This is a genomic window from Natranaerofaba carboxydovora (assembly GCF_022539405.1).
Classification (GTDB): Bacteria; Bacillota; Natranaerobiia; order Natranaerobiales; family Natranaerofabaceae; genus Natranaerofaba; species Natranaerofaba carboxydovora.
In genome coordinates, this window is record NZ_CP054394.1 from 473,210 (window position 1) to 493,181 (window position 19,972).

22 protein-coding genes are annotated in these 19,972 nt (G+C 34.8%); 19 read left to right on the top strand and 3 right to left on the bottom strand.

Features of this window, described 5'->3' with window-relative positions:
* Positions 1-166: 166 nt before the first annotated feature.
* The 17 genes from ACONDI_RS02240 to ACONDI_RS02320 all read left to right on the top strand — a co-directional run bounded on the left by ACONDI_RS02240 (position 167) and on the right by ACONDI_RS02320 (position 15,792).
* Positions 167-826 (top strand): 4Fe-4S binding protein, encoded by a 660-nt coding sequence (locus tag ACONDI_RS02240; RefSeq protein WP_241079867.1) that lies wholly within the window; start codon positions 167-169, stop codon positions 824-826.
* A 104-nt stretch (positions 827-930) separates the two neighbouring features.
* On the top strand, positions 931-3,018 hold the full coding sequence (locus ACONDI_RS02245; protein WP_241079868.1) for an aldehyde ferredoxin oxidoreductase: 2,088 nt from the start codon (positions 931-933) through the stop codon (positions 3,016-3,018).
* 97 nt (positions 3,019-3,115) lie between these two features.
* On the top strand, positions 3,116-3,712 hold the full coding sequence (locus ACONDI_RS02250; RefSeq protein ID WP_241079869.1) for a hypothetical protein: 597 nt from the start codon (positions 3,116-3,118) through the stop codon (positions 3,710-3,712).
* A gap of 98 nt (positions 3,713-3,810) precedes the next feature.
* Positions 3,811-4,356, top strand: a complete 546-nt coding sequence (locus tag ACONDI_RS02255; RefSeq protein ID WP_241079870.1) for a SurA N-terminal domain-containing protein — start codon at positions 3,811-3,813, stop codon at positions 4,354-4,356.
* 377 nt (positions 4,357-4,733) lie between these two features.
* Positions 4,734-5,378: a 4Fe-4S dicluster domain-containing protein gene (locus tag ACONDI_RS02260; RefSeq protein WP_241079871.1), complete on the top strand. Its 645-nt coding sequence runs from the start codon at positions 4,734-4,736 to the stop codon at positions 5,376-5,378.
* A 69-nt stretch (positions 5,379-5,447) separates the two neighbouring features.
* On the top strand, positions 5,448-7,508 hold the full coding sequence (locus ACONDI_RS02265; RefSeq protein WP_241079872.1) for an aldehyde ferredoxin oxidoreductase: 2,061 nt from the start codon (positions 5,448-5,450) through the stop codon (positions 7,506-7,508).
* A gap of 213 nt (positions 7,509-7,721) precedes the next feature.
* A complete protein-coding gene (locus tag ACONDI_RS02270; RefSeq protein WP_241079873.1) occupies positions 7,722-8,276 on the top strand; it encodes a hypothetical protein in 555 nt (184 codons plus the stop codon).
* 32 nt (positions 8,277-8,308) lie between these two features.
* On the top strand, positions 8,309-8,824 hold the full coding sequence (locus ACONDI_RS02275; RefSeq protein ID WP_241079874.1) for a trigger factor: 516 nt from the start codon (positions 8,309-8,311) through the stop codon (positions 8,822-8,824).
* A gap of 116 nt (positions 8,825-8,940) precedes the next feature.
* Positions 8,941-9,693, top strand: coding sequence for a formate dehydrogenase accessory sulfurtransferase FdhD (gene fdhD / locus ACONDI_RS02280; protein ID WP_241079875.1), 753 nt, complete (start codon positions 8,941-8,943; stop codon positions 9,691-9,693).
* Positions 9,694-9,695: 2 nt separating this feature from the next.
* Positions 9,696-10,304: a molybdenum cofactor guanylyltransferase gene (mobA, locus tag ACONDI_RS02285; RefSeq protein WP_241079876.1), complete on the top strand. Its 609-nt coding sequence runs from the start codon at positions 9,696-9,698 to the stop codon at positions 10,302-10,304.
* Between the two features lie 156 nt (positions 10,305-10,460).
* A complete protein-coding gene (locus ACONDI_RS02290) occupies positions 10,461-11,228 on the top strand; it encodes a tryptophan-rich sensory protein (RefSeq protein ID WP_241079877.1) in 768 nt (255 codons plus the stop codon).
* Between the two features lie 163 nt (positions 11,229-11,391).
* The gene (locus tag ACONDI_RS02295; protein WP_241079878.1) at positions 11,392-12,798 is read left to right on the top strand and encodes a radical SAM protein; all 1,407 of its coding nucleotides are present in this window, start codon (positions 11,392-11,394) and stop codon (positions 12,796-12,798) included.
* A gap of 183 nt (positions 12,799-12,981) precedes the next feature.
* Positions 12,982-13,197, top strand: coding sequence for a glutaredoxin family protein (locus tag ACONDI_RS02300; RefSeq protein WP_241079879.1), 216 nt, complete (start codon positions 12,982-12,984; stop codon positions 13,195-13,197).
* A gap of 103 nt (positions 13,198-13,300) precedes the next feature.
* The gene (locus ACONDI_RS02305) at positions 13,301-13,750 is read left to right on the top strand and encodes a MerR family transcriptional regulator (RefSeq protein WP_241079880.1); all 450 of its coding nucleotides are present in this window, start codon (positions 13,301-13,303) and stop codon (positions 13,748-13,750) included.
* Between the two features lie 39 nt (positions 13,751-13,789).
* Positions 13,790-14,395: a carboxymuconolactone decarboxylase family protein gene (locus tag ACONDI_RS02310; protein ID WP_241079881.1), complete on the top strand. Its 606-nt coding sequence runs from the start codon at positions 13,790-13,792 to the stop codon at positions 14,393-14,395.
* A gap of 15 nt (positions 14,396-14,410) precedes the next feature.
* Positions 14,411-15,259 carry an arsenite methyltransferase gene (gene arsM / locus ACONDI_RS02315; RefSeq protein WP_241079882.1) on the top strand — a complete coding sequence of 283 codons (849 nt, stop codon included), beginning with the start codon at positions 14,411-14,413 and terminating at the stop codon, positions 15,257-15,259.
* A 155-nt stretch (positions 15,260-15,414) separates the two neighbouring features.
* Entirely contained in the window at positions 15,415-15,792 is a 378-nt protein-coding gene (locus ACONDI_RS02320) for a YopX family protein (protein WP_241079883.1), read from the top strand.
* Between the two features lie 35 nt (positions 15,793-15,827).
* Here the strand turns inward: ACONDI_RS02320 and ACONDI_RS02325 are convergent, their stop codons facing one another.
* Positions 15,828-16,583, bottom strand: a complete 756-nt coding sequence (locus ACONDI_RS02325) for a coenzyme F420-0:L-glutamate ligase (protein ID WP_241079884.1) — start codon at positions 16,581-16,583, stop codon at positions 15,828-15,830.
* A gap of 158 nt (positions 16,584-16,741) precedes the next feature.
* On the opposite strand from ACONDI_RS02325, the gene ACONDI_RS02330 reads away from it, so the two are divergent.
* Positions 16,742-17,323 carry a hypothetical protein gene (locus ACONDI_RS02330; protein WP_241079885.1) on the top strand — a complete coding sequence of 194 codons (582 nt, stop codon included), beginning with the start codon at positions 16,742-16,744 and terminating at the stop codon, positions 17,321-17,323.
* Positions 17,324-17,399: 76 nt separating this feature from the next.
* Here ACONDI_RS02330 and ACONDI_RS02335 read toward each other — a convergent pair whose 3' ends face one another.
* Positions 17,400-17,636 (bottom strand): hypothetical protein, encoded by a 237-nt coding sequence (locus ACONDI_RS02335; protein ID WP_241079886.1) that lies wholly within the window; start codon positions 17,634-17,636, stop codon positions 17,400-17,402.
* Between the two features lie 149 nt (positions 17,637-17,785).
* Between ACONDI_RS02335 and ACONDI_RS02340 the strand changes: the two genes are divergently transcribed.
* A complete protein-coding gene (locus ACONDI_RS02340; RefSeq protein WP_241079887.1) occupies positions 17,786-19,165 on the top strand; it encodes an MBL fold metallo-hydrolase in 1,380 nt (459 codons plus the stop codon).
* Between the two features lie 38 nt (positions 19,166-19,203).
* Here ACONDI_RS02340 and ACONDI_RS02345 read toward each other — a convergent pair whose 3' ends face one another.
* Entirely contained in the window at positions 19,204-19,851 is a 648-nt protein-coding gene (locus tag ACONDI_RS02345; RefSeq protein WP_241079888.1) for a transglutaminase-like domain-containing protein, read from the bottom strand.
* Positions 19,852-19,972: the final 121 nt, after the last annotated feature.

The window sequence follows — 19,972 nt, forward strand, 5'->3', positions numbered from 1 at the left end:
TAGATTTTATTTATGGACATAAAGAAAAGTTTGCAGTTGGGCATAGCTTTTAGCAAAAAAAAGTGAAAAAAATAACTATTGCTTTTTTGCGTAAGGAGGTGTATTTTGTACCTAATAATTGAATGGTAGTTGATTATTATTATTTCAAAGAGGAGGGTGAATTAGAATGGAATTTTTGACTAAAGTATTGGATAGGAGAAAATTTTTAAAAACCAGTGGAGCAGGTATAGCGTTAACTGCTGTTGGAATGAGTTTAAGTGGCTGTGGAAGTGAAGAAGCAGCAATGGCTGAAGGAGAATTAGGTACTCCGAAAAAAGTTTTAACCGTTGACAACACTCGCTGTGTTGGATGTAGAAGGTGTGAGTTTACTTGTTCTGTAAGAAATACTGGAAACTCAGGCAGTGTTGTATCAGGAATTAAAGTTGATAGAAATTACAATTTTGGACCCGAACAAAATAATTTAGGAATTGCTAAAACTGAAGGTAAGTATGGAAATGGTAGAGTAATGCCGGAAAACTGTAATCAATGTAAGGATCCTGTGCCTTGTGCAGAAGTATGTCCACAGGATGCAATTGTTAATGAAGAGAATACTGGAGCTAGGATGGTAAGTGAAGATGATTGTATTGGTTGTGGGGAATGTGTAAAAGCTTGTCCATGGGAAATGATAACCATCGATCCAGATAATGGAGTGGCCGCAAAATGTTTCCTTTGCTATGGATCACCTCAGTGTGCAACTGAGTGTCCGGTAGGAGCTATAGAGTTAATGACCTGGAGAGATTTATCTGACAGATTTCCAGTAAGAAATTATAGTTCTATTTTTAAGTAAAAAAAGTTTTTTAATGCAACTATCTGTGAAAGTGATAACAATAACGAAAGTCGAATTGATGAGTTACCATGGATAAGATAATATGATTTTAAGGAGGGGTAATAATGGCTAACGGAGGTTGGACTGGAAAGATATTAAGAGTTAACCTTACAGATCGTACAGTTACAGAAGAAAGTACAGAAAAATATAAAGATTACCTTGGTGGAATGGGTATAGGATATAAAGTTTTATGGGACGAAGTTCCTGCTGATGTAGAGGCTTTTGATGAAGAAAATAAATTAGTATTTGGTGTAGGTCCTTTAACTGGCAGCGGAACGATCTGTAGCGGAAGAACTACCATTGTTTCCTTGTATCCAGGAACACCTAATCATCTGCCTACAGACAGTCATATGGGAGGTCACTGGGGACCTGAGCTAAAATTTGCAGGCTGGGATTCAATTATTATAGAAGGAAAAGCTGATTCTCTGGTTTGGTTAAGAATAGAGGATGATAAGGTTACTATTGAAGATGCAAGTAGACTTGAGCAGCAAGGAATTTATCGTACAACCACTGAAATATGTGAGATCATGGGGCCAGAAGCTCAAGTAGCTGCTATCGGTCAGGCTGGAGAGAACATGGTTAACATGTCAGTAATAATGAACAGTTGGTGCCATTCTGCAGGCGGTCATGGCGGTGTTATGGGTTCAAAGAACCTAAAAGCTGTTGGTGTAAGAGGAACTGGAACAGTAAAAGTAGCAGATCCTGCAAAGTGGAGAGAATGTGATGACGATACGTTTTATATAATCGGGTCGAACAACCAGGGCGTTGTACCGACACAGCCTCAGTACTGGTCAGAATGGTACGGTAACGGCAGTCGTTGGTATGCTACTCCTGGAATGACATGGGGAGCAGCTAACCCTCCAGTTGTATTACCAGATACTAATCCTAATTTAGATAATTGGAAAAATACTGTAGGTTATAGGTGTCAAAAAGCTCAGCAGGATTTAACTAGTGAAGCTGAAAAGTATACAGTGAAGATGGACGGATGCTATTCTTGTCCGATTAGATGTATGGGTGTTGTTGAAGTGCCGCAGATGGAAGAATATGGGCTGCCCAGATGGGCTGCTAACACATGTCTTGGATGGTCTGGAAGGCTTTCTGCTGGTGGGCCAAGATATATTTCAAGACTTATAGGAAAACATTTGGCTGATGACTATGGCACTTGGTGTAACTACGGACAGATATTCAGAGATGTTGTTTGGGCATATGAAAATGGTCACTGGAAAGAGCACCTTCCAGAAGATGAGTACAATGAAATTCCTTGGGACATGCTAGAAGACGAGAATCCAGAGTTTATGTTTGAGCATTTCAGGAGAGTTGCCTTTAAGGAAGGTGAGTATGGCAGAATTATGGGTCTAGGCTCGTACTGGATTGCAAAGGAACTAGGTTTTAGTGATGAGTATTATCATGGTGACGAAGATGGTGAAGGTACGAATATTTGGAATCCTGCGCTAGGTTTTCCAAGGCATCACTCTAGTGAGTCTTATGCACAAGTAGGAGCATTAATAAACATGGTACAGGCAAACTTCCATGCCCAAAACCATACACATCAAAACCTAAAGAACTCTGGACTACCAAATGAATATGAGAACAAAGCAGTAAAGAATATTCCAATGGTAGGCTTGGATGGAGCAATAGACCCTGATGGACATTATAGCCCGATGAATGAAGCAAAAGCCAAATATGCTAAATTTAGTATAATAAGGAATGTACTGCATGATGCACTAACTCTATGTAACTGGATGTGGCCATGGCAGGTATCTCCAAGGGAAGATTTAGATTTCATGGGAGACACAGCTATGGAAGCTAAGTATATGACTGCTGTAACTGGTGAAGAGTATACAGAGGATGAACTAGATGAAATTGCAGAGAGATTATGGACACTACACAGGTTATATACTCTTAAGAGAGCAGGATATACAAATATGAGAAAAGAACATGACGAAAAAGTAGCAGACTGGGTTTTCGACAGAGACCCTGACATGGAACCATTTGAAGAAGGTACCCTTAAAATGGATAGGGATGATTTACTTGGAACAGGTCTAGACATGTTCTACGAAGAGATGGGTTGGGATAAAGAGACTGGAATCCCAACTAGACAAACTCTTGAGAGATTAGGACTTAGCTATGCTGCAGATGAGCTAGGAATTTAAGAAAATCCAAATTTTGATATTTGGAGATATCGGGTCCTTTTTAAAGGGCCCGATATAAATAAAGATAAAAATTTTAATTAGAAGGGGGGAGTGCAACTTGACAGAAGAGAAAAAAAATAATCAACAACAACCAGAGAAAGCATCGGAAGTAAACAAGGAAGTAGATGAAAGGTCTAAGTTAGTTGCCCATATTAGAGAAAAATCTAACAAAGGTGAGATAGTAAAATATAAAGAACTATATGAAGAACCTTTTTCATATCAAGAAGAGAGTTTGAAAGAAATCCTTGGAGAAATTAAAAATAATGAAGAGTATGATGATATTCATATTTTAAAAGGCACTAAAGGATATTATTTATACAGTGATCAGGTTATGAAAGGTCATTATGCTTTGATACTTGCTAAAATGGAAGATAAGGATAACCCCGGACTAATTGCTGAAATGGTAAGAAAGGATTCTAGAACTTACCCTAGACCTACTGATGCTAAAACTTTTTATGGCTTTCCGTTTTTTATGAGTGAAGAAGACTTAGAGGATGTCTTAGAAGATATGAAAAAACATCCTGATTACCAGGATATTAATGAAGTATTTGCTTCCGATGGCAGCAGATTTTTGTTTTCAAGTGAACACATGAAAGAAAGGCGAGCTAAATTATTAGCTGAGCAAGAAGCAGTGGACAGGGTTAATTTTCCTTAGAAAATTAATTAATTTCAATATAGTATGTACCAGCTTAATTTAGTATAAAATTGAAATTATAGATATTTAATAAATTAATAAGTAAAGCTAGAAATGGGGTGGGTGCACTGAGTACAAAAGAAACGATACGAAGAGAAGATTATATCAATATTGAAGTTGAATTAAAAACAAGTGAATTTGAAACAGATGATTCCAAAAATGAAGCTATTTATGAGAAACTAATGGAAAAGCTTTTTCAAGAGTATTGGTGGGATGTTCCAGATGATATAGTTTGGGGAGAAGTGGATGGAAGATTGAAAGATTTTGAAAAAGAGATTCGTAGAGATGGGATAAGTTTGATGGATTATGCCAAGAATAAAGGTTTGACTTTAGAGGAATTCACTGAGGAGATGTATGATGAAACAAAGAAAAGGTTAAATCGTGAAATAATTTTAGAAACTATAGCAAATAACGAAAATATTTCACCGTCGGAAAGCGAGATTGATAAGGAAATAGAAAAAGTGGGTAGAAGGTATGGGTACACTAAAGAGGCAGCTAAAGCCCTAATTAAAAGAAATAATGATTTAGATAAATTAAAGAAAAAAGCACTGTTGATTAAAACAAAGCAATTTTTGATAGATAATGCGAAAGTTAGTATAAAATAAAAATAAAAATTAAAAATACAAGCTAAAAAGGGACTGGCCGCTTATGGTACAGTCCTTTTTAATGTTTATAATAGAAACTATCAAATGAAATTTTTAACAAAAAATTTCATAAATTCGGAAGGATTTATTTTAACTTAAGGTGAATATATAGTTTAAAAGATGAGTAAACATTTTGTAAACCAACATAGTTAGATATTTCACGAACATGTGACTGGAATAAAAAATATTTTAAATAAAAATTATATTAAAATATTTTTTTAATTTTGTAATTTTATGAATTATCAAAGATTATAATTGATAAGGGGGGATGTATTTTATCTATCTTAACTAATTTAAGTAGGGGTTTTATTATCAAAATTAAAAGAGGAGGGAAAACAATGAAATTATTTGCAAAATGCCTTAATAGGAGGAGCTTTTTAAAAACTAGTGGGGCTGGTATTGCGTTGACTGCTTTGGGTTTAAGCCTGTCTAGCAGTGAAGTTCATGCTGCAAATGACTTTGATGTGCCTGAAAAAATATTGTCAGTAGATACTACACGCTGTACCGGTTGTAGGAAATGCGAGATCGTTTGTTCAGTATTAAATAGAGGCAACTCAAACCCAAAAACGTCAGGTATAAAAGTTGGTAGAAACTATGGTTTTGGACAAGGTTCTTCAAATATGGGGATGTGGAACGGTGAAGGTCAATATGGTAACTTCCGTATAGTACCAGAAACTTGTAATCAGTGTAAAGAGCCTGTTGTTTGTGCTGATGTATGCCCTCAAGATGCTATAGTTGAGGACGAAAATACGGGGGCAAGAATTGTAAATGAAGATGAATGCATTGGCTGTGAGCAGTGCGTTAAAGCTTGCCCGTGGGAAATGATAAAAGTAGATCCTGTGGATGGTATAGCTGCGAAATGTAACTTGTGTTTTGGCTCACCTCAATGTGCAGCTAACTGTCCTACAGAAGCTATTAAACTTATCTCATGGAGAGATCTTTCAGGTAGAACGCCAATTAGAAATTACAGCTCTATACTATAAGGTATAGTGTTCTTTAAATGCGAAAAGTGTGAACGTGATATCAAGAACTTACAATGAGGAGGGTTAGTTATGGCGATAAATGGAGGCTGGACCGGTAAGGTATTAAGGGTTAACTTATCAGATGGTTCAATAACTGAGGAAAGTACAGAGAAATATAAAGACTATCTAGGTGGAATGGGACTTGGCTATAAAGTGATTTGGGATGAAGTTCCCGAGGGTATTAGCGCATTTGATGAAGAAAACAAAATAGTGTTTGGGGTTGGACCTTTAACTGGCAGTGGTGTAGGTTGTAGTGGAAGGACAAATATTACTTCGTTAATGCCAACTGTTCCTGGCCATCTTGTAGCTGACAGTCATATGGGAGGTCATTGGGGGCCAGAGCTAAAGTTTGCAGGATGGGATTCAATTATTATTGAAGGAAAGGCAGATAAGCCTGTATGGTTAAAAATAGAAAATGAAAATGTATCAATAGAAGATGCAAGTTCAATTTGGGGCAATGGTATATTTAGAGCCACTACCGAAATAACTCAGATTATGGGACCTGAAGCTCGTGTAGCAGCAATCGGTCAAGCGGGGGAAAATGAAGTTCCTATGGCTACAATTTTGAATGATGGTAGTCATTCTGCTGGTGGACATGGTGGAGTAATGGGGTCCAAAAAACTCAAAGCTATTGGCGTTAAAGGTAATAACCCTGTTAGAGTAGCAGACCCTGAAAAGTGGAGAGAGCTTGATGAAGAACTTATGGAAGTTATTGGTTCTAACAACCAGCACGTAGTTCCTACTACTCCTCAGGCATGGGCAGAATATCATGATTCAGGTACCAGGTGGTGGGCATATGACGGCAACTACTGGCAGCAGGCAGATCCGCCGATAAATACTGGAGACTGCGATATTTATGCTGATAACTGGAAAAACACAATAGGGTATAGATGCCACAAAGCTAGCGATATAGGAGCGGCAGATGGGCAATATACGGTAAGGCAGGGTGGATGCCATGCATGTCCTGTTCGTTGTCATACTCATGCTAAGGCTACTGAGCTAGAGAAGTATGGATACTCAAGTTATAAATCAAATACTTGTGTAGGTTGGTTTGCTCATACAGCAGGTTGGTGGCAGGGAGATTCTGCTGATCCGACTATTGCTAGAATGCTTGGATCACAGCTTGCAGATGATTATGGTATATGGGATAACTACATGTTGACTGGTAATACTTTTGGATATATGTATAGAGAAGGTTTATTTGAAGAGATTCTACCGGAAGATGAGTATGAAGATATCCCATGGGACAAGATGGAAGCCGGGGATCCAGAATTTTTAATTGATATTTATAAAAGAATTGCTTTTAAAGAAGGAGAAATTTCAAAACTAGGCTGGGGTACAGGAGCAGTAGCAAAAGAATGGGGCATTGCAGATAATCCAAAATTCTGGGAAGAAGCTGCAGTATATAATCCAAAGTTATTCTATAGACAGCATCACGCTCATGAAACATACAATCAGGTTGGTGCACTATTGAACGTAATGTTTAATAGAGATGCGCAGCTTCATACTCATGTAAACTTATTTGGCTGTGGGCTACCCCATGAATACCATGAGAAGGCTATGGAGCAAATTCACATGGTAGGGTCTGGAGATGCAGTTGACGAACCAGGAGATTATACCCCTGTTAACGAATACAAAGCTAAGTACGCTGTATGGAGCATTGTTAGAAACCTTCTACACGACTCCCTTACTCTTTGTAACTGGATGTGGCCTATGCAGGTATCACCAAGAAAAGAAAGAGACTATATGGGTAATACAGCCTTAGAAGCTGATTTTATGACTGCAGTAACGGGCGAGGAGTATACAGAAGAAGAACTAGATGATATTGGCATGAAGCTATTTACCTTACATCGTGCATTAACAGTTAAGCAGATGGGAACAGTTGATATGAGAAATGAACACGATGTTTTCAGCGACTGGATCTTTGAAGAAACTGATATGGAAGAAGATGACCTACAAGAAGGTTTGACACTTATTTATAGAGTAATGGGTTGGTGCGAAGAGACAGGAGCACCAACGAGAGAGTCTCTAGAAAATTATGGTTTAGGATATGTAGCTGATGAATTAGCAGACAAAAATCTGCTTCCCTAATTAATAGATGTGGGGCTCTTGCTTCTCTTTGCTTGAGTCCCCTTTTAATTAAAATAATGCTTGATTTAACTGCAAAAAATTATATAAATAAAGTTTGTTTTTAATTGCAATACACCTTGGTGAAGATACAGGAGAAATAAAGCCTAATGACATGATGTTATTAGCTAATTGAACATAGGAGGATATATATAAGCTGTAAAAGGAGGGCTTAAAGTGAATAACGAAGATAAAGATGATAAAAAAACAAATTTAATTATAGATAAAATTAGGGAGAATACTAGAAATAATAGATTAACTTATGTCAAAAACTTTCTTGAAGAACCCTTTAATTTAAATGAAAATGAAATTCTAGAAAAAATAGATAAAGCAAGGGAAAAGGAAGAAAATCAGGACATAAAAGTACTAAAGGGGAAAAAAGGCTATTATTTTTACAGCAATAAAAGAATGACTAAAGAATATGCTTTAATTCTTGCTGGTTTAGAAGATAATGATAACCCAGGATTGATTGCACATCATGTTAGGAATGATTGTAAAACTTATCCAAGACCTACAGATAATAGAGTTTTTATGAATTTTCCTTTCTTTTTGAGTGAAGAAGAGCTAACTGAGACTCTTGAGGAAATGACAAAACATCCCGATTATGAAGATATAAAAAAGTTATATACATCTAATGGAGTTATGTTTTTATATTCTGACAAACACCTTTCGGAAAAGCGTGCAAAGAGAATAGCCGAGCATAGGGAAGTAATCAGTAAGCAATCTATCTAAATGTTTGATGTTTAATCTAGGGGGCGGATATCTTGAACAATAAAATTATAGAAGAAAAAATTTTGTTGGCCGATTACAAAAATTTATTTATAAAGTTTGATTCAGAATTATCTAATGAGGAAAAATACAAATTGATTATAGATGAAATAATATCACAATCTAAGGTGGAAATACCTGAATCAAAGGTTGTTAAGGAAATGGAAAATACCCAAAAAGACATAGGAGATGTAATAAAATATCACGGAACAAATATTGTGGACTATCTCTCAGACCAAGGGGTATCTCTTACAGAGTATAAAGATTTTTTGCGTGAGAAAACAACAAGGAAATTAAGTGAAGAACTGATCCTTGAAAAAATAGCAAAACAAGAGAATTTATTAGCAAATGATAGTGAAGTCGATAAAGCAGTACAAGAGCTAGCCCAGAAAGAGAAAATTGATAAAGAGAGTTCTTATGAAATATTGAAAATAAGTAACCAATTGGAAGTTATAAAAAGGGCCATTACAATAAATAAAGTAAAAACTTATCTAATAGATCTTTATGTTTAAATAATTTTTAGCTTTAGCAACAGGTTTTAATAGTATATAATATAATTGGAAGAAAAGATATAGAAATTTTGATATTAACTAAGTAGAATTTGGTGTAGAAATTGGAGGGATAGACAATGGAGCTACCTATCTGCAATGAAGCGCCTGTAGATTTGATTGTAAATGACAATAAAATAGTAACATTTATGTGTACTCCGCAGAATTTAAAAGAACTTACCGTAGGTTATCTCTATAGCAGAGGGATAATAAAAAGTATAGCTGATATTTTGGTACTTGGAGCTTGTGATGATATGAGAGAAGTACATGTAAAAATATCAGGCCAGCTTAAAAAAGAACAGATTGGACTAGGAGTAGTACTAAGCGGCTGTGGGAGTGGTGGAGGCAATTTTTTTGATAAAGAAAAATTGCAAAGTTGGACTGTTGATTCAAATTTTAGTATTTCGACTGTTAACTTAAGAGAATTCTTTAAAGAAATGAATGATAGAGCAGAGCTGTATAATCAAACCGGGGGAATGCACAGCGCAGGTGTTATTAGTGAAAATGAATTAGTACTGGTCCAAGAAGATGTGGGTCGTCATAATTCAGTGGATAAAGCGATAGGAAAAGGGTTATTTTTAGGGCTAGATCCTTCTAAACATGGGATAATTACCACTGGCAGATTATCTTCAGACCTTGTGCTAAAATCGATTGGTGCTGGATATTCTTTAGTGGCAACAAGGAGTATACCTACTACGATGGCTTATGATATGGCCAAAGAAACAGGAATTATTCTAATTGGCCGTGGGGCAAGGAAATCTCCTTATGTATATACACAGTCTCAAAAAATATCCCTAGATGATGAAAATATTGAAAAAGGCGAGGCAAAGTAGTTATGACTGGCATAATTTTGGCAGGTGGAGATAGTAAAAGGATGGGGAAAAATAAGGCTTTATTAGATTTATGTGGGAAGCCTTTGATTGAGTGGGTTTTTGAAAATATCAAACAGGTTACAGATGAAGTTATAATTGTTACAGACAAACCACATTTGTATGAAAATATTCCAGCCAAAAAAATATCTGATAAAATATCATGTGAAGGAAAAAATCCTCTGGTAGGAATATATTCCGGGCTTTGTGTTTCTAACAGTAGATATAATATTGCTGTTGCATGTGATATGCCTTTTATTAGTATTAGCCTGGCCAGGGCTATGTTTGAAGAAGCAAATAAAGGACAGCACGAAGTTGTTGTTCCTCATATTGATGGACATCTTGAACCACTTTGTGCTGTATATCATAGAGAAACAAGGTTTTTGATTGAAGATTGGTTGAAGAGAGGAAAATTTAAAATTCCCGATATATATGAACACTTTAAGACAAAATTTTTGTCTGAAAAATTTTGTCTTAATTATGATCCCGAACTATATAGTTTTTTGAATTTAAACTACCCCTCTGATTTTGACAAGGCTAAAGAAATTTGCAAAGAAAGAGCAAAAAAATTGTAATAATATTTTAAATTATAATTAGACACCCGGTAGCCCCGGGTGTTTTTTGCAGGTTTTTATTAATATAATATAGAAGGGGAAAATAATATAAAATAAATAGTAATTTTATGTAATATTAATTTTAGGTAATATTATTATTAAAAGGAGGATGATAATTTGGATGCGCGGATTAGGTCATACACAAATATTACTGCACTGGTGGTTATGCTTATAGTTAATTTTGTAGCTTCAAATTTTTCAATAAACAACTTATCAACAGAAGAAGTATCAGAAATTTATCCGGTACTTTTTACGCCTGCGGGGTATGTGTTTGCTATCTGGGGTTTGATATATCTATTATTAATTGGATTTGTAATCTACCAGGCATTGCCAGAACAGGCAAATAACTCAATGATTAATTCTATTGGTTTTTTGTTTGCTGTAAGTAGTCTATTAAATGTTATTTGGATCTTTTTATGGCATTATCTTATAATACCTTTATCATTGCTTGTTATGCTGCTCTTATTAGCAACACTTATAGTAATTTATTTTAAAATTAATGATGAAAAGCTTCATGTAAGTAAATTAGATCGCATATTAGTTAAATTACCATTTAATATATACTTAGGATGGATTGGTGTGGCAACTATTGCTAACTTTAATATATTATTAAATGACCTAGGCATACTTGGGATAGGAACAGTAGGGTCTATGATATGGACCATGCTTATGATTGCTATAGGTGCTTTTATAGCTTTGGCAATAACTCAAAAACGTGGGGATTATATAATAGCACTTGTATTTGCATGGGCTTTTATCGGTATAGGAGTAAGAAATGGTAGTGAGTATATTTTGGTAACAATAACTGCCTGGGCAGCAGCTATAGCAATAATCTTCTTTTTGGGTTGGATAACTGCTACAGGTCAGGCCCAAAAGAATTTGTAACAAATTTTAAAGCATATAACTAAAATTATGTTATAAGTATTTTGTAAGAGGTGTTTTTACTATAACAGGTTCACCTGTTTGTAAAAAACTCATATACTATTTTAAGAAGAGATGTTTGGTATTTCTAGCTAACTCTTGGACTAATTGGGGGAGGTGATTACCCGTGGCTCTTCCATTAGAAAGAGGTAAGAGGTTATTGGGGGAAAAAATTTTTCAACAAGTGATAAATTATTTGGAGAAAGATCCTTATAATAATTTAAATACAGTTCTAGATCTTGTGCAGAAAGCTCCTGTGGCTTCGCATCATAAAGAAATCTTTATGAGCATGAAAGAACAGATAGAAAATAGTCACGTAAAGCAGGAATATGTCAGAAGAATCTTTGATAATATTAGTTCTAGGGCTTTAAGAGGGACAGTACTTAATTTTTTCCTAAATTCTATGCTTCTTGGAGTACCAAAACAATATAGATGGGCAGAAGAGTTAGGAGTAGATGTACCTTATGCAATCTTAATTGACCCCACAAGTCGTTGTAACCTAAATTGTATTGGTTGTTGGGCAGGGGCTTACGATAATTATGATGCCTTAACTTTTGAAGAAGTTGATCGTATAATAACTGAGGCTAAAGAACTTGGGATATACCTTATTGCTATGTCGGGTGGAGAGCCTTATTTATGGCCTGATATTTTTAAATTGTTTGAAAAACATGATGATGTTGTATTTATGACTTATACTAATGGTACTCTGTTTAACAAGAAAAGAGCTAAAAAACTAGGTGAGCTTGGTAATGTTAGTCCGGCAATTAGTATAGAAGGATGGCGTGAAGTTACAGATTATAGAAGAGGAGAAGGCACTTTTGACAAGATAATGCAAGCAATGGATAACTTAAGAGAAGAAGGAGTGCCCTTTGGCTTTAGTGTTACTCTTACAAGCAAGAACTGCGAAGAAGTTATGACTAGTGATTTTATTGATCTGATGGTAGAAAAAGGAGCATTGTATGGCTGGTCATTTCACTATATTCCAATAGGCAAAGATCCTGATTTTTCATTAATGTTAAGTGCAGAGCAAAGACGTTGGCTGGTAGATCAGGTGCGCCGTCTGCGCGAGGAAAAGCCCATACAGTTTGCTGACTTTTGGAATGATGGTGTGGCAATGCAGGGATGTATCGCAGGGGGGAGGAGGTACTTTCATATAACTTCTAAAGGAGATGTAGAACCTTGTGCATTTATCCATTTCTCTACAGATAATATCAAAGGAAAATCTTTAAAAGAGGTATTACAAACACCGCTATTTAAGTCCTATCAGAAAAGACAGCCCTTTAGTGATAATATGTTAAGGCCATGTCCTTTAATTGATGTGCCTCATCAACTTAGAGAAATTATTAAAGAATCAGGAGCAGAGCCAACTCATCCAGGGGCGGATGATGTTCTCAAAGGTATGGAAGCAGAGAAAATGGAAAAGGTTGCGGCTTCATGGGAAGAAGTTGCAGAGAAAGAATCATTAAAAGAAAGTGTAGAAAATTGTAGACGGGTTGATCCTGATGAATGTAAGCGTATAGGAGATAATTTGTAAAGATAATAATATGAATTGGTTGATTGATGACATAGAGGAGATATACGATTGATAAAAGTGCCCGAGGTCAGTTAATTAAATAAAAACCTCGGGCTTTATTTGTAACTATAAAAAATTAACATAAAATAGTTTTTAAAATAAGCTGTTAGTATAGAATTAATAAATTTTGGTGAGGTGGTTTCTTTGGCAAAAGCTACTATCTATACAAAAACAGGTTGCCCCTACAGTAGGATTGCTTTGAAATATTATAATAAAAAAGGATTTGAAATTGAAGAAATAAATACCTCCTATGATGAAATTGCGAGGCAAAAAGTGATTAAAGAATACAAAGCAGATAAAGTGCCTGTGATTTTTGAAAATGATAAACTGGTATCAATAGGATTTAGGGGAGGAGGATGAAAATTATAACGTTCGGCCGTATGCCGAACTGAATCTTTTTTTATTTTTTTTTATTGACCTTCCACCAGCTAGAAGGTTTATAATTAAAGTGGGGTGAAGTAAAGTGAGTATTAATAACACAACTAATAAAGAAGGATATTTAATTAGCGAAGCCTCTGAGATTTCAAAACTTCCATCTAAGACAATCCGGTATTACGAAGATATAGGACTTATCCCGTCTCCACAGCGAAGTAAAAGCGGTTATAGGGTATTTACTAAAGAGGATATTAGACGTTTAAAGCTTATAAAAAAAGCAAAATACCTGGGCATTTCTTTAGAAGAAATAAAAGAGATTGTGGATTTAGCCTTTGAAGAAAGTTGTAGAGATTTTGAAGAGAGGTTTGTAACGCTTTTGAGCGAGAAAATAAGTGAAGTAAATGAAACTATTAATGAGCTTTATGATCTTAGAAGGGAATTAGTTAATACCAAAAATCAAATAACTAAGAATCAAGAGCTTTTTAGGAAAGATTGCCGTGCAGGGGAATGTGAAGAGTGTAGTTTTATTGATGAGTAGTGTTGCAAATAAAATAATTAAAAAAGGGTGTTGTTATTTATGGAAAATGAAAGGACATATTTTAACCAAATTGAAAAAGAATACCTGGCTATCGGAGCAAGTATTGGTTCAGGTTGTTTGCACTGTTTGGATTATCATTTGAAAAAAGCAAGAAGTGCCCGGATTACAGATTCTGAAATAGATACTGCCCTAGCGATAGCAGAGGACATAAAGCAAAAAACCCTCGATGACCTACGAAATCGTGCAAGGAACATGAATGCAGAAGATGGACAAAAAGATCAAGAGGACGAGGAAATATTACCTACAAATAAAAATAAAATTCTCGCTGCCTTTGGGGCCGCACTTGGAACAAATAATTCTAGTGAATTGAAGAAAGTTTTGAATATGGCAACTAATGTAGGTCTAACCAAAGCTCACATAGCTGTAGCTTCTCAAATTGTAAGAAAGATAAAAAAGAATGCAGAAGATATATGTGGAAAAACAGTGCTTGATCACTTTAGTTATCTGGATAATATGAGCGAAGAAGTTGAAGCAGGTGCAATGTGCGGATTTATGAATGGACAAAGCAAGGATGAAGAATCTCCATGCTGCGGAGATGTAGATGATGAAGGTGACGAAAATAAAAACCAAAGTGGATGTTGTTAAAGGAGGTAGGGATATATGGATGGTAATAAGTCGAATGATACTAGTAGAGACATAAAAAAAACAGTTAGTGAAGCATACGGCAAGATTGCCAAGGAAAGTGAAATCTGCTGTGGTCCATCATGCTGTGATACTAATGAGGCGGATGGCAAAAATTATTTGCAAAAGATTGGTTATACAGAAGCAGAGATAAAATCAATACCAGAAGAAGCTAATCTTTCCCTTGGCTGTGGGAATCCAACTGGGATCGCCGAATTAAATGAAGGAGAAGTTGTACTTGATCTTGGCTCTGGTGCAGGAGTCGATTGTTTGCTGGCTGCAGCAAAAGTAGGCGAAAAAGGAAGAGTAATAGGTGTTGATATGACTCCTGAGATGATAGCAAAGGCTAGAAAAAATGCCGAGAAACATAACTATTCAAATGTTGAATTTAGACTTGGTGAAATAGAGAATCTGCCTCTAGCTGATAATTCTGTAGATGTTGTTATAAGTAATTGTGTTATTAATCTTTCAGCTGACAAATCCCGGGTTTTTGAGGAAATTTATCGAGTGTTAAAGCCAGGTGGAAGAATCTCTATCTCAGATATTGCTCTAAGCGAAGAACTTCCTAAAGAGATAAAAAATCTTGATAAAGCTTATGTGAGCTGTATTGCAGGTGCAATATTGATTGAAGAATATGACCGAATTGTCACAGATAGAGGTTTTAAAGAAGTCATGATTATTGACAAAGAAAATTCAGCCTGTGTAGATTCTTTCACTAATGATCCAGTTGCAAAAGAAGTTATTGAAAACTTAAATAATCTGGATGAGTCTTTGGTAGAAAAATTAAAAGATCAGGTTGTAAGCATAGATGTCAAAGGAAAAAAATAAGAAGCGCCTTTTAAATCCCTCTTTAAAATCCCCTGTTGGGGATTTTTTACTGTTGTATAACCTATTAGAAAAAACAAAAAATAATTTTAAGAAGTTATCATATTATATATTATATATAATCTTTATGACGAAATACGATATAAAGGGGGATAGATATGGAGAATATTATTCGAGTTAGAGTTTGGGATAAAGAAAAGGAATTAATGTATTATGATATGCCGCTTCATTTAATGATTAGACATTATGCAAGATTAAATCATATAAACGACATATTTAAGCTAAAAGACTATGTTTTTATGAGGTTTACCGGATTTTTGGATCAAAATAATAGAAAAATCTTTGAATATGACATTATTGAACAAATTGGTATCCCATACCTTGTTAAATGGAATAAAGAGCAAGGATATTTTGAAACAGATGAGATAACAGGTCTTGATACAATTACGTTAAATGAATTTTTAAAAAGGAATCCCTCTGAAGTTGTTGGTAATAGCTACCAACCGCCTCGATGGTTGAAGATTAAGGCAAATTAATACGTCCATGATAAATAGAGGTTACAATTAAAATGCTACTTACCAACTTTTTGGTAGGTAGCATTTTTTGTTAAATTCTTTTTGACTTTTTCTTTTTTCACTAAAATAAATGGTGTTTGCTCATTATGTTGGCCTGCAGGATTATCTTCTATTATTTGTTTTAAGAACGAGTCAGAGTACTTTGAATCAGTAGGTTTACCCAAAATTTCCACATTTAAATCGTTAGCATCAGCAATTACCGCATTAATATTTAGTTTATTTTTAATTTCATTGCATACTTGTTCAGGATTTTTGGGGGAGAGAATTCCTTTGTCTTTGTAATAGTCAAAGGCATTATCATTAAACCCATCTATTTCTTGACTTTCGCTTTTTACAATTTTATAGAAGAGTCCTTTTATACCAAACGGTCTTGTTAAAGCAGCTGCAAGCGCTCCAATAAGTACTCTGATTATGCCTGCCTTTTGTAATACAACTTCCATTTTTTCAGGGTTACCAATCCCTTTCCCTGCTGGTGTTACATTAACAAACCGGGAAAGAAATTTAGCAAGTTTACTGACTTTTAGTTCATCACTATAGACTACTCTTTTTTGGCAAAGAGCAATTATTTTTTCGCATATGATTAAAATATCACCTTTATTGTACTGAGGTTTTACATAATTTGATATCAAATCTAAGTAATTATCTTTTTCGGTAACAAAATGGGTTTTAATTGCATGACGTGTAAAATAATCTTTATTTACTTTTTTTAAAATGGGCTTACCTGAGGTTAATTTTTCATTTATTTCATACATAGTTTCTAACCTCTTTTTTATACTATTTTATATGTATATCCTTAACCAAGTATTTAAACAATATACATCTAAGTTAATAAATTTAGGTTATACAGGTGACAATATTAGTTAGGGTGGCCAAAAAAATACCTAAAAATATAGAAGGAGGAGTTTACATTATGTACAAGAAGTTAACTTTTATGATACTGATTGGTATTCTAGTTGTAACTTTGACAATATTCACTGGTTGTGAAGAGGAAGATATGCCAGATGCAGTTCCAGAGGAGGAAGAAGAAAATGGTGAAGGGGAAGAAGTAACACCCATAGAAAAGCAAGGTGACTTTCCAGATGGAAGATATCGCGGGGCATTTGTAGATAGAGGACAGCGAATAGGTGAAGATATGGGCATAGTTCAAGTGGTTGTTGATTTTTACCTAGAAGACAATGAAGTATACGATATTGGTTATAGAACTCTTGCATGGAGCCATGATAATTATTTGCACCCTGACGATCCTGAAAATGAATGGCCAAAGGAGGATTTAGAAGCTTTAGCAGAACAACATGAAGAGCTACTAGAATATCTTGATGGTGAAGACATATCAGTTTTAGAAGATCTTCACAATCCAGGAGATATCGCTGAGGACAAAGAGGGAACAGGGGAAGTTTTAGATACTTGGACCGCTGCAACACTAAGGTCTAATAAAGTGCTCCATGCAGTAAGAGATGCTTTAAACAATGGGGTTTATGTTCCTGATGAGTAAAAAGAGCAATGAATTTTTTCTCTTCTCTTAAAAAGTAAAGCTGTCGATTTTGCATCGACAGCTTTACTTTTTAATTTTAGCGAAGAGTCATACTTCTTAAATACTCTAGCATTTGTTCACCATCAGCGATATGTTGTCTTAGTTGGTCTGCCCTTGAATAGTCTCCTCTTTGCTCAAGCTCTTGTAGCTCTAGCCTATGAGCATCTAAAGAACCAATTAGGTCACTATAGAGGTTATTTGCTTCTAAAAAATTTACTCCGCCCTGATTATTTATTAACATGTCAAAGCGCTGCTTAATACTAGAACAACTCATATTTCTAAATCCTCCCTAATGCATATTTTTTTTAGTTTGTAAAAATAAGATTGACTTTATACTTATCACAAAAAGTTTAGCAATATGTTTTTTGCAGGTGAATTTAGGAAAAATATAGAATGAATATAGTATACAAGGGAGGGTTTAAAATGCATTTTGCACAAATCTATACTCCGGAATTAGCTCACTGTTCTTATGTTATTGGAAAGAATCAAAAGTGTGTGGTAGTTGACCCTTCAAGAGATGTAGAGAAATATTTTAAACAAGCTGATGCTTTTGGAATGGAGATAGTTGGGGTACTAATAACACATCTACATGCTGACTTTGTATCTGGACATTTAGAGTTAGCTAATAAAGCCAATGCCACAATTTATGCTCCTGCTGCAGCTAACTGTGAATTTTCTTATCATCCTTTAAAGGACAGTGAGGAGTTTACAGTAGAGAACTTGTGTTTTAAATTAACAGAAACACCTGGACATACTCCAGATTCATCTTTTGTTACTGTTTTTGATTTAGAAAGAGGAAAAGATCCAATTTTAGCGTTTACAGGTGATACATTACTAGTTGGAGATGTTGGAAGGCCTGATCTTTTTCCAGACAAAGAAGAAGAGTTGGCCGAAGAATTATTTGAAAGTCTTAAAAAATTTGATGAACTACCCGATAGTTGTGAAATATATCCAGCCCATGGTATGGGTTCTCTATGCGGAAGATCACTCTCTGCAAAGCTATCAAGCACAATGGGAACAGAGAGAAAATATAATTATGCTTTACAGTATGATGAATTAGAAAACTTTAAAGAAGACTTACTTGCAGAAATGCCTCCTGCACCTGATCACTTCAGTCGATGCTCCGAGATTAATCGAAAAGGTCCAGTTTTGATGGATGATTTAGACCAACCAAAACCTATGGATCCAAATGAAGTAAATAATGCTATACAAGAGGGTAAGATTGTATTAGATACACGTTCTTTTGTGTCATTTGCTGCTGCTCACATCCCAAAATCATATAGCATAACTAAATCGGGTAATCTATCTAAATTTGCCGGCTGGATAATACCTCCTGATGACGAAATAATCTTAGTTATGGATCATGAAAAAGATTTAGAAGACGTTAAAAATAGCTTATATCATGTTGGTCTTGATAATATTGTGGGTTATTTGAAAGGTGGAATAGAAGGTTGGATAAATTCCGGGTTTTTGATAGATTATATTGAGTCCATGTCTGTAAAACGTTTGTATGAGTGGCTTGAAGAAGACCATCCACTTGTAATAGATAATAGGTCAAGTGACGAGTGGGAGACAGGGTATGTTCCAGGCAGCAAACTTGCACCTGCACCTGATGTTAGATTTCTTTATGAGGAGTGGTCTTCAGAAAAACCAGTAGTTACAATTTGTAATACAAGTAAACGCTCAATGTTAGCTGCAAGTATTTTGAAACAAAAAGGATTTAAAAGAGTCATCAATGTGATGGGTGGCATGACAGCGTGGAAAAATGCAGGTTATCCACTGCAGTTTAGAGCAGAAGAATAACTCTCGGATATAATAAAGATAATTAATACAACTAAACCTTAACCATGATTTAACATTTTAGTTATACTGTTAAAAATAGATAACAAACTATTATCATTTTTTTCTTTTTGATATTTTTCATCAGCTTTAAATTTGTGCACAGATTTATCTTCTTCCTGGGTTTTAACAGCGTCATAAGTTGTATCAATTATAACCCATCTATCTTTTTCTTTGATATATACTTCATTCCAGGAGTGATAGTCATCGAGTCCTTCTCTATACCCTTTGATTAATTTTGTTGGAATTCCAACACTTCTAAGCATACCAGCAAATAAAACTGAATAATCGTAGCAAATACCTCTACCATCTTTTAATATTTGATCCATGTTAGGGGTATAAAGGCCATTTATGTTTTCTTTGATATAGTGAAGCTTTTCACGATCATAACTAATATTTTTTACTATATAATTGTAAACTTCATATAACTTCTCATTATGACTATCAGCATCTTCAGTGAGCTTCTTTGCCAATTCTTTTGTACTTTCATTTTCTTTCCAATTAATTAAATTAGTAGATTGTAGATAAGCATATTTTTCACTATGATCAGAATCATTTTTGCTATGGGAGTCCTTTGCTGTAGTTTGAATATTTGTAGTAAATCCTACTAGTAAAAAACTTAAAATAGTGATAACTAATAATTTCTTCATATGTCCTCACCCCTAATAACAAAATATTATACCCATAAAATTTATTAATGACTCTAAACATATTATAACAAGATATTATTAAAAAATAAATTTGAATGATAAGTTTGAGGCTAGCAAAATA

What these genes read in the sequence shown, in the direction of transcription:
- mobA (WP_241079876.1), top strand. Translation starts at nt 9,696, where the DNA reads ATGACTGGCATAATTTTGGCAGGTGGAGATAGTAAAAGGATGGGGAAA.
- ACONDI_RS02260 (WP_241079871.1), top strand. Translation starts at nt 4,734, where the DNA reads ATGAAATTATTTGCAAAATGCCTTAATAGGAGGAGCTTTTTAAAAACT.
- fdhD (WP_241079875.1), top strand. Translation starts at nt 8,941, where the DNA reads ATGGAGCTACCTATCTGCAATGAAGCGCCTGTAGATTTGATTGTAAAT.
- ACONDI_RS02345 (WP_241079888.1), bottom strand. Translation starts at nt 19,851, where the DNA reads ATGAAGAAATTATTAGTTATCACTATTTTAAGTTTTTTACTAGTAGGA.
- ACONDI_RS02335 (WP_241079886.1), bottom strand. Translation starts at nt 17,636, where the DNA reads ATGAGTTGTTCTAGTATTAAGCAGCGCTTTGACATGTTAATAAATAAT.
- ACONDI_RS02320 (WP_241079883.1), top strand. Translation starts at nt 15,415, where the DNA reads ATGGAGAATATTATTCGAGTTAGAGTTTGGGATAAAGAAAAGGAATTA.
- ACONDI_RS02330 (WP_241079885.1), top strand. Translation starts at nt 16,742, where the DNA reads ATGTACAAGAAGTTAACTTTTATGATACTGATTGGTATTCTAGTTGTA.
- ACONDI_RS02245 (WP_241079868.1), top strand. Translation starts at nt 931, where the DNA reads ATGGCTAACGGAGGTTGGACTGGAAAGATATTAAGAGTTAACCTTACA.
- ACONDI_RS02265 (WP_241079872.1), top strand. Translation starts at nt 5,448, where the DNA reads ATGGCGATAAATGGAGGCTGGACCGGTAAGGTATTAAGGGTTAACTTA.
- ACONDI_RS02240 (WP_241079867.1), top strand. Translation starts at nt 167, where the DNA reads ATGGAATTTTTGACTAAAGTATTGGATAGGAGAAAATTTTTAAAAACC.
- arsM (WP_241079882.1), top strand. Translation starts at nt 14,411, where the DNA reads ATGGATGGTAATAAGTCGAATGATACTAGTAGAGACATAAAAAAAACA.
- ACONDI_RS02340 (WP_241079887.1), top strand. Translation starts at nt 17,786, where the DNA reads ATGCATTTTGCACAAATCTATACTCCGGAATTAGCTCACTGTTCTTAT.
- ACONDI_RS02310 (WP_241079881.1), top strand. Translation starts at nt 13,790, where the DNA reads ATGGAAAATGAAAGGACATATTTTAACCAAATTGAAAAAGAATACCTG.
- ACONDI_RS02325 (WP_241079884.1), bottom strand. Translation starts at nt 16,583, where the DNA reads ATGTATGAAATAAATGAAAAATTAACCTCAGGTAAGCCCATTTTAAAA.